Origin of the sequence: Acetobacter tropicalis (assembly GCF_001580915.1) — a bacterium.
Taxonomy (GTDB): Bacteria; Pseudomonadota; Alphaproteobacteria; order Acetobacterales; family Acetobacteraceae; genus Acetobacter; species Acetobacter tropicalis.
This window is the reverse complement of record NZ_LHZQ01000095.1, coordinates 1-2,950: the sequence shown is the minus strand read 5'-3', so window position 1 is coordinate 2,950 and position 2,950 is coordinate 1. Positions and strand designations below refer to the sequence as shown.

The 2,950-nt window shown below is 42.4% G+C and carries 1 protein-coding gene; it reads left to right on the top strand.

All coding sequences use genetic code 11. From position 1 onward, the window contains the following. The first annotated feature begins 249 nt into the window (after positions 1 to 249). A complete protein-coding gene (locus AD944_RS00760; RefSeq protein WP_201785458.1) occupies positions 250 to 2,727 on the top strand; it encodes a hypothetical protein in 2,478 nt (825 codons plus the stop codon). Positions 2,728 to 2,950 lie beyond the last annotated feature (223 nt).

Genomic DNA, 2,950 nt, shown 5'->3' with positions numbered 1-2,950 from the left:
AAAGCCTGATTACGCCCGCGGCTCTCTCCGGATGCTTACAATAAACCGAAGATGTGGAGCGAAGTAAGGATGAAGGCAGGTCACAAGAAATTGATAGTAGCGGGCGTCCTCGTGTAATTAGACCATTTTGCTTCCTGCTCCGCTCAGTATGAAAATCAGAGTTGATGATAAAAATTCCGGGTGACATTACCGGTGTGCTATGTTCCGTTAGCGAATAGGAATAGACACTTAGATATCAAGGCTCGAAAAGTGAATTCACTGGACGAAAAAAGTATACATTCAGGGAAGTGCGCATTAACTGCCTTGATAGAACACATACGTGTTTCTTCGCCTGATTGGAACGAAGCAGAAACGCGTTTTCATATCATTGATAGGCTTATTTCAGATTGTTTGGGTTGGCCGAGAGAATCATTTCGTCTTGAGGTTGCTGAAGGTCGTGCCTACTCGGATTATGAACTCGGAAGACCAAGAAAGGTAATATGGGAGGCGAAACGCGTAGGTCGTTCATTTGATCTACCGGCTAACCCCCATGGAAATTATATTAGCGATCTACAGTCCATTCTTGCGTTAAAAGGAGAAGTAAAAGATGCCATAACGCAAGTACAGTCATATTGTAGTTCTCGGGGTGTCGATATCGCTGTCGCGACCAACGGCCATCAACTTATAGCTTTTCTAGCCAGTCGGTCTGACGGCGTTTCTCCGTTGGAAGGAAAATGCATAGCGATTAACGGTTACGATCAGCTTCTTGAAAATTTTCCGCTTATATGGCAGGCGCTGTCTCCGGCTGGAGTAGCTGAAAAAAGATTACACCGTATATTACGTGTTGGCGAAGAGAATTTCTTACCAAGAAAGTTATCCAGTCAACTCGCGCACTATCCGCGGCACCGCTACTCAAGTGATTTGCAGGCCTCACTTCGTCAACTTTCTGAACTCCTTTTATCAGACATAATTGAACAACCGGACGTTGAGAAACAGTTTTTCGAAGAGTGTTATTGTGAGAGTGGAGCATTATCTCAGCATGCACTCATCAGTAAGCAAATGCTTGCTGCACGATATGATGCTCTGTTCAGGTTGAGCGAAGCTGGACCTAAAGTAACCCCCGTATCAAGTGGTCCACGCCGTCCGCTTTTAACGCCGGATGTTATGACTGAAGCGGCATTGCAACGGCCCATTGTTCTTCTTGGCGATGTTGGGGTAGGAAAAACGTCCTTTTTGAAGCACCTTCGGTATGTAAGTGCTTTTCGAGAGTTTAGAGACGCTTTTTACATATATATTGATCTGGGCTCAAAAGCCGCATTGAGTTCCGATCTAAATGATTACATTTTATCAGAGGTAGAGGATCAACTCCTAGAGAAATACAATATTGATACGTCGGAGGAGAGCTTTGTGCGCGCTGTTTACAATAGGGAGGTAAGTCGATTTCAGTCTGGTATTTATAAAGGTTTAAAAGAAACAAATAAGACTCTATACGACCAAAAATTTTTGGAGATGCTTGAAGAACGCTGTAAACAGCGTGATCGACATCTCAGAGACTGTGTTGCTCATCTTGTAAATTCACGTCATCAGCAAGTCATAATGGTACTCGATAATGCTGACCAGCGACCCTACGATGTGCAGCAGTTAGCGTTCGTAATTGCACAAAATTTTGCTCGAGATTGGAGGTGTGCAGTTTTCATTGCTATACGCCCGCAAACTTTTTTCCAATCAAAGCAGTCCGGCGCTCTCACTGCTTATCCTCATCGGGTCTTTACGATTTCACCACCACGAGTTGATTTAGTAATTGAGCGACGTTTAACTTTTGCGCTTAAGATTTCTGAAGGCATAATTCGTCCCGAAAGTTTACAAGGTATTACTTTAAATCTTGCTCACATTGCAACTTTTCTTAAAGCTCTTCTTTTTTCGTTGAATGCAAACTTAGAATTAACTGAATTTTTATCTAACATCACAGGAGGCGATATTCGAGCTGTTATAGAATTTGTAAGACAGTTTATTGGAAGTCCGAATGTTGATGCGGAAAAAATTATAAGTATTATGGATAAAGATGGAAGATATATCGTTCCTTTGCATGAATTTTGGAAAACAGCACTTCTCGGAGACTATTCATATTTCGATCCAGTATCTTCCCGGACTTTGAATATTTTCGATGTAGAAAGCTCCAATGAAGATGAACATTTTCTTGTGCCAATGTGTTTAGCTTACCTTATGGCTAGTGGAGCTCATCGTTCGAAAGAAGGCTTTGTTACTACCGTTAATTTAATTGAGGAAATGCAAAACTGGGGTTTCTCTAGCCGAAGCGTCGCAGATGCTCTTCGTCGGGCAAATAACAAAAAGCTTATTGAAACCCCCGACAGAGTGACATTTGCAGAAGACAGCGTCGGACTTCATGGTGATCTTCCAGACAGTTTTAGAATAAGTACAGTAGGTGCCTATCATTTATGCCGTTGGATGGGAGAGTTTTCGTATTTAGAGGCGATGTCCTACGATACTCCAATATTCGAAGGAACTGTGCGAGATGAAATTCTCGAAACCATTGACTCTTTAGCGATTGCTGACCGTCTAAATCGCGCAAAACGTTTTCGACAGTATCTTACAACAGTATGGCATGCTTCTACGTTACGTCCGGCATATTTCGATTGGTTAAGTCATGTAGAGAGTGGAAATAGTAGCTTTGAGAGGGTCGAGCGTGCAGTCTCGCGAATTCGTATGGAAAAGAAGGTGGAATGTTAGCTACGTATTGCCACTCCTTACTACCATTGAGATTCGGGCGTCCCAATAACGACTAAAGTGATATTTTCTGATATATTAATATGTTTAATATATCAGAAAATATTATGAATTACATTGATTGTGATTTTCATCCGTAAAAGTCAGCTTTCTTTATATCGCTGGTCGGGAACCGAACGTTCTGCTCTCCTGAAGGGTTTCGGGCGCCGCGAGGCGTACGAAAGTC